This is a genomic window from Xanthomonas sp. SHU 166, from assembly GCF_000364685.1.
In the GTDB taxonomy this organism is placed as follows: Bacteria; Pseudomonadota; Gammaproteobacteria; order Xanthomonadales; family Xanthomonadaceae; genus Xanthomonas_A; species Xanthomonas_A sontii.
Genome location: NZ_AQOJ01000033.1, coordinates 1 through 6,102, shown reverse-complemented (window position 1 = coordinate 6,102; position 6,102 = coordinate 1). Strand labels below are relative to the sequence as shown.

General features: G+C 70.0%; 6 protein-coding genes. 4 read left to right on the top strand and 2 right to left on the bottom strand.

Annotated elements, in window-relative coordinates; genetic code table 11:
- Both D180_RS01675 and D180_RS01670 read left to right on the top strand, forming a co-directional pair.
- The coding region (locus D180_RS01675; protein ID WP_017911410.1) for an aldehyde dehydrogenase family protein at positions 1 to 333 on the top strand (333 nt) is incomplete at its 5' end.
- Positions 334 to 498: 165 nt separating this feature from the next.
- Positions 499 to 1,170: a TetR/AcrR family transcriptional regulator gene (locus D180_RS01670; RefSeq protein WP_017911409.1), complete on the top strand. Its 672-nt coding sequence runs from the start codon at positions 499 to 501 to the stop codon at positions 1,168 to 1,170.
- Positions 1,171 to 1,508: 338 nt separating this feature from the next.
- Here the strand turns inward: D180_RS01670 and parC are convergent, their stop codons facing one another.
- Positions 1,509 to 3,752: a DNA topoisomerase IV subunit A gene (parC, locus tag D180_RS01665; RefSeq protein WP_017911408.1), complete on the bottom strand. Its 2,244-nt coding sequence runs from the start codon at positions 3,750 to 3,752 to the stop codon at positions 1,509 to 1,511.
- A gap of 57 nt (positions 3,753 to 3,809) precedes the next feature.
- Positions 3,810 to 4,613, bottom strand: coding sequence for a helix-turn-helix transcriptional regulator (locus D180_RS01660; RefSeq protein WP_198526495.1), 804 nt, complete (start codon positions 4,611 to 4,613; stop codon positions 3,810 to 3,812).
- Between the two features lie 222 nt (positions 4,614 to 4,835).
- Between D180_RS01660 and D180_RS01655 the strand changes: the two genes are divergently transcribed.
- Both D180_RS01655 and D180_RS01650 read left to right on the top strand, forming a co-directional pair.
- On the top strand, positions 4,836 to 5,285 hold the full coding sequence (locus D180_RS01655) for a MarR family transcriptional regulator (protein WP_026144760.1): 450 nt from the start codon (positions 4,836 to 4,838) through the stop codon (positions 5,283 to 5,285).
- Positions 5,286 to 5,295: 10 nt separating this feature from the next.
- Positions 5,296 to 6,102, top strand: an 807-nt coding sequence (locus tag D180_RS01650) for an efflux transporter outer membrane subunit (protein WP_017911406.1), incomplete at its 3' end; no start/stop codon positions are given.

Sequence of the window (6,102 nt, the reverse complement as noted above, 5' to 3'; positions counted from 1 at the left end):
GACCGGCTCGACGCCGCGCCCAAGCCGCTGGCGCTGTACCTGTGGAGCCGCGATCGCGCCGGCATCGCCCAGGTGCTGGCGCGCACCAGTTCCGGCAGCGCGGTGGTCAACCACTGCCTGCAGCAGTTCGTGCACAGTGGTTTGCCGTTCGGCGGGGTGGGGGCCTCGGGATTCGGCAGCGCGCACGGCGTGCACGGCTTCCGCACCTTCTCGCACGAACGCGCGCTGCTGCGCGGCGGCCGACTGCCGATCGTCAAGGCGTTCTTTCCTCCGTACACCACATTGCAGCGGCGCTTGGTGGCTGGCCTCAGCGGTTGGCTGGCACGGCGCTGAGCGACGTTGCCGGTGTGCCAGCGGCGGGCGCGGTAAGATGCGATGTCGGCGCGTGCCGCGACGTCGCGGCGCAGCCCGCGCACCCATTGCCGCGGCGATGCGTGCCGTCAGGCTGGCGACGTGCCGCCACCGCGGCGCCTGCTGCTTTACCACCATCGAGATCCCATGCCCGCCGACACGCCGCGTCCCTCCGCACCGCACCGCCCGCGCCTGACCGGGAACAAGGTGCCGGCCCAGCATCGCGCCACCGAGACCTACGAACAGATCCTCTCGGTCACCGCGCAACTGCTCGGCGACGTCGGCGTGGAGCGGCTGTCCACCAACCTGGTGTGCGCGCGTGCCGGGCTGACGCCGCCGGCGCTGTACCGCTATTTCCCCAACAAGTACGCGTTGCTGTCGGAACTGGGTCGGCGGCTGATGGAGCGGCAGAACCAGCTCATCCCCAAGTGGATCACCCAGCAGGCGATGAGCGGCACGCGCGAGGACCTGCAGCGCGCGCTGTCCGGGCTGGTGCTGGATACCTACCGCGTCACCAAGGCGACCGAGGGCGGCGTGTGGGTGCTGCGCGCGTTGCGCGCGGTGCCGGCGCTGCAGCAGGTGCGCCTGGAGTCGCATGCGCAGGTGACCAAGGGCCAGGTGCGCTTCCTCAGCGAGGCCTTCCCCGACGCCGACCCGCGCCAGTTGCGCCTGGTCAGCCGCATCGTGGTCGACCTGATCTATGCCACGGTGGAACTGTTGTTCGACACCCGTCTGAGCGCCCGCGCGGTGGCCGACACGGTGGCGGCGATGATCGCAAGCCATATCGAGCAGTTGCGCGATGCGGCGACAGTGGGCTAGGCGACTTGGATTTGGTCGCTCGGGTGGCCGCGTTGTGGGAGGGGCTTCAGCCCCGACGCGCTGCAGGTGATGCGCGTCGGGGCTGAAGCCCCTCCCACAAAAGCCTCGTGACGTGCAGGTATTGGGGATGCTTGGTTTCGCACGCGATGCACGTGCAGCCCGTGGTTGCTGTTGCGCTTCAACCGCGATGCTTCAGCGGTAAGGCCTCGCGGCAGAAGCCGCTCCTAAGAGAAGCGGGATGCTGCGCCGTATGCAAACGCTGCACCGGCGCGAAACTCCCATCCCCAATCCCGAATCCCCAATCCCGAATCCCGAATCCCGCGCTTGGCGCCAAGCGCTTACTCTACCGCCAGATCGTCGACCTTCTGCCACCCGCGCGGCAGCAGCCCGCCGCGGCTGGCGCGGGCGCCGAGGTAGGCGTCCAGGTCCTTGAACGACAGCGACATGGTGCGTTGGCCGCTCTTCACCAGCAGCGTGTTGCCCGGCGCCACTGCGGCGATCGCCACCACCCGCTCGGTGCTGAGCTTGGCCTTGGGGATGTCGATGATCTTGTTGCCCTTGCCCTTGTCCAGCTCGGGCAGGTCGGCGACCGGGAACGCCAGCAGGTGGCCGGCGCTGGTGACCGCGACGATGCGGTCGCTGCCGGCGCCGCTCACCGGCGCGGGCGGCAGCACCTTGGCGTTCGGGGTCAGGTTGAGCATGGCCTTGCCGGCCTTGTTGCGGCTGGTCAGGTTCTCGAAGCGGGTGACGAAGCCGTAGCCGTGCGAGGACGCCAGCACCAGGCGGCTGTCGTTCTCGCCGCTGGCGATGGCCTGGAACGAGGCACCGGCCGCGGGCGAGAAGCGTCCGGTCAGCGGCTCGCCGTTGCCGCGCGCCGAAGGCAGGGTGTGGACCAGGGTCGAATAGGCGCGGCCTTCCGAATCCAGGAACGCCACCTGCTGCGTGCTGCGCCCGCGTACCGCCGCCAGCAGGCCGTCGCCATCGCGGTAGGACAGCGCCGCCGGGTCCACGTCGTGGCCCTTGGCCGCGCGGATCCAGCCCTTCTCCGACATCACCACGGTCATCGGCTCGCTCGGCACCAGCTCGGTCTCGTCGATGGCCTGGGCCGCTCCACGCTGCACCAGCGGCGAGCGCCGCGCATCGCCGAACTTCTTGGCGTCGGCCGTCAGTTCGTCCTTGATCAGCTTCTTCAGCTTGGTCTTGCTGGCCAGCACCGCCTGCAGCTGCTCGCGTTCCTTGGCCAGCGCGTCCTGCTCGCCGCGGATCTTCATCTCCTCCAGCCGCGCCAGCTGGCGCAGGCGCGTCTCCAGGATGTAGTCGGCCTGTTCCTCGCTGAGCCCGAAGCGCGCGATCAGCGCCGGCTTCGGCTCGTCCTCGGTGCGGATGATGCGGATCACCTCATCCAGGTTGAGGAACGCGGTCAGCAGGCCTTCCAACAGGTGCAGACGGCGCTCGACCTTCTCCAACCGATGGTTGAGGCGGCGCACCACGGTGTCGCTGCGGAAGCGCAGCCATTCCTCCAGCAGGGTCTTGAGGTTCTTGACCTGCGGGCGGCCGTCCAGGCCGATCACGTTGAGGTTGACCCGGTAGCTGCGCTCCAGGTCGGTGGTGGCGAACAGGTGGCCCATCAACTGCTCGGCGTCGACCCGGTTGGAACGCGGCACCAGCACCACCCGCACCGGGTTGGCGTGGTCGGACTCGTCGCGGATGTCTTCCAGCCAGGGCAGTTTCTTGGCGCGCATCTGCTGCGCGATCTGCTCGATCACCTTGGACGGCGACACCTGGTACGGCAGCGCCGTGACCACGATGTTGGCGTTTTCCTTCTGGTAGGTGGCGCGGGCGCGCACGCTGCCATGGCCGGTCTCGTAGATCGCGCGCAGGTCGGCGGCCGGGGTGATGATCTCGGCGGTGGTCGGGTAGTCCGGGCCGCGCACGTGCTCGCACAGGTCGGCGACGCTGGCGTCGGGGTCGTCGAGCAGGCGGATCAGCGCGCTGACGATCTCGTTGAGGTTGTGCGGCGGCACGTCGGTGGCCATGCCCACGGCGATGCCGGTGGTGCCGTTGAGCAGCAGGTGCGGCAGCCGCGCCGGCATCCAGGTCGGCTCGTCCAGGGTGCCGTCGAAGTTCGGCGACCAGTCCACCGTGCCCTGGCCCAGTTCGCCCAGCAGCACTTCGGCGATCGGGGTCAGCTTGGACTCGGTGTAGCGCATCGCCGCGAACGACTTCGGGTCGTCGGTGGAGCCGAAGTTGCCCTGGCCTTCGATCAGCGGGTAGCGGTAGGAGAACGGCTGCGCCATCAGCACCAGCGCTTCGTAGCAGGCGCTGTCGCCGTGCGGGTGGTATTTGCCGATCACGTCGCCGACGGTGCGCGCGGACTTCTTCGGCTTGGCCGTCGCGTTCAGGCCCAGCTCGCTCATCGCATAGATGATGCGCCGCTGCACCGGCTTGAGCCCGTCGCCGAGGAAGGGCAGGGCGCGGTCCAGCACCACGTACATGGAGTAGTCGAGGTAGGCGCGTTCGGCGTATTCGCGCAGCGGCAGCTGTTCGAAGCCATGGAAGGCGGGGCGGGCGAGATCGGTCATGCGCGGGAAATACCTATAGGGGAACGCGGCGCCAGGCGCCGCAGGTCAGCCGGTCGATTATCCGGATGCGGCCGGCGATGCCAAGCCGCGCGTGCCGCCGGCGTTGGCCAGGTAACGGGCCGGAGGGTGGCCGAAGCGGCCGCGAAAGGCGGTGACGAAGGCGCTGGGGCTGCTGTAGCCGAGCCGGAAGGCGGTGTCGGCGACGCTGGCGCCGTCGCTGAGCCGGCGCAGCGCCTCGGCCAGCCGCGCCTGCTGGCGCCAGCCGGCGAAGCCGAAGCCGGTCTCGTCGCGGAAGTGGCGGCTCAGGCTGCGCGCCGACAGCCCGGCCCAGTGCGCCCATTGCGCCAGCGAGCGGTCGTCGGCGGGGGTTTCCAGCAACTGGGTGGCGATGCGCAGCAGCCGTCGGTCGCGCGGCATCGGCAGGTGCAGATGCTCGACCGGGGCGTTGCGCACCTCGTCCAGCAGCACCGCGCACAGGCGCTGCTGCTCGGCCGCCAGCACCGGCGGCACCCCCCACTGGCTCATCCGCCGCAGCACCTCCCGGAACAGGCCGTTCATGCCGATCACGCAGGTCCGCGGCGGCAGGTCGGCGCAGACGTCGGGGCGGATCAGCACCAGGTAGCTGCGCACCCGCCCGGACACCTGCACCGTGTGCAGTTCCTGCGGCGGCATCCAGCCGGCACAGCCCGGCGGCAGCGACCACTGGCCGTGCGCGGTGCGGGTGCTCAGCACGCCGTCCTCCACATAGATCAATTGCCCGCGCACGTGGCGGTGCCAGTCCACCTCGCGCCGCAGCGACACCGGCGAATGCGCCATGAAGGCCAGCGCGGGCGGGCCATCGGCGCGCTCGAACCACTCCATGGCGCGCGGGTCCAGCGCGCTGTCGGAGCCGACGCTGGCCGGAGCGTCGGCCGGCTGGGTTGGCGCGATTTCGATATCCATTGTCCTGATTGTAATACCGAGCCATGGCCGCGCGCCGCTACAGTGCGCTCGCCGTCAGCGTTCCTCCGCTGCAACGCAGCATCTAGTTTCCTTGGGGATATTTTCTTGACATATATTTCTAAATGAAAATAATAGGCGCCCATGAACTGCGCTCCCTCCTTTCCTGGCCAGCCCTCGTTCGGCCTGTTGCTGCGCCAGGTGCGTGACGGCCTGATGCGCCGCCTCGACCGCGCCATGGCCGGGCTGGAGCCGGACCTGGGCTTCAGCCACTACATCGGCATGAAGGCCCTGGCCCACATGGCGCCGTGCACCGCCAACGAACTGGCCCAGGCCATCGACCAGAACCCCAGCGCGGTGACGCGCCTGCTGGACAAGCTGGAAGACCTGGGCTGGGTGCGCCGCGAGGCGCACGCGCAGGACCGCCGCGCGTTGCGCCTGGTGCTGACCGACGAAGGCCAGGCGCTGTGGCAGCAGCTCAAGCAGCGCGGCGACGACGTCATCGCCGATGCCTTGCGCGATCTGTCCGCCGACGAGCGCGAGCACTTGTTTTCGCTGTTGGTCCGCGTCCGCGATTCCCTCAATTCGCCCTGAACCCGCCCACATGACTCTGTCTTCTTCTCCCTCCCGCCTGCGCCCGTTCGCGGTCGCGGCCCTCACCCTGGCACTGGCGGCCTGCGCCAGCAGCCGTGGCCTGGAACCGCAGGGGCGCCGGCTCGATGCCGACCGCCAGCTGCACATCGGCAAGACCCTGGCCGCCGACGCGCTGGCGCCGGCGCCGTGGCCGCAGCAGGACTGGTGGAAGGCGCTGGGCGATCCGCAGCTCGACGCGCTGATCGCCGAGGCCCTGCAGGGCACGCCCAGTCTGGACGCCGCCGATGCGCGACTGCGCCTGGCGCAGGCGCAGGCCGGCGCGGCCGATGCCGACCGCGGCGCCAAGCTGTCGCTGTCGGCCGGCTACACCGGCCTGCAACTGCCCAAGGGCCTGGCCGGCGACGAGATCGGCGGCAAGTACATCCACAACGAGCAGGCGCTGCTGAACTTCAGCTACGGCTTCGACCTGTGGGGCGGCAAGCGCGCCTCGTGGGAGGCGGCGGTGGACCAGGCGCATGCGGCCGAGGTCGACGCGCAGGCCGCGCGCCTGGACCTGTCGGCCGGCGTCGCCCGCGCCTATGCGCAACTGGGTTACGCCTGGCATCTGTACGACCTGGCCGGCGCCGAACTGGCGCGCTCGGAGAACAGCCTGAAGCTGGTGCGGCAGCGCCGCGATGCCGGCATCGACAACAACCTGCAACTGCGCCAGGCCGAGGCGCGGGTGCCGGCGGCGCGCCAGCAGCAGGCGGCGGCGCAGCAGCAGATCGACGAAGCGCGCACCGCCCTGGCGGCCTTGCTCGGCCGCGGCCCGGATCGC

Excerpts from the sequence above, each read along its gene's own strand:
- parC (WP_017911408.1), bottom strand. The coding sequence starts at position 3,752 with ATGACCGATCTCGCCCGCCCCGCCTTCCATGGCTTCGAACAGCTGCCG.
- D180_RS01655 (WP_026144760.1), top strand. The coding sequence starts at position 4,836 with ATGAACTGCGCTCCCTCCTTTCCTGGCCAGCCCTCGTTCGGCCTGTTG.
- D180_RS01670 (WP_017911409.1), top strand. The coding sequence starts at position 499 with ATGCCCGCCGACACGCCGCGTCCCTCCGCACCGCACCGCCCGCGCCTG.
- D180_RS01660 (WP_198526495.1), bottom strand. The coding sequence starts at position 4,613 with ATGGAGTGGTTCGAGCGCGCCGATGGCCCGCCCGCGCTGGCCTTCATG.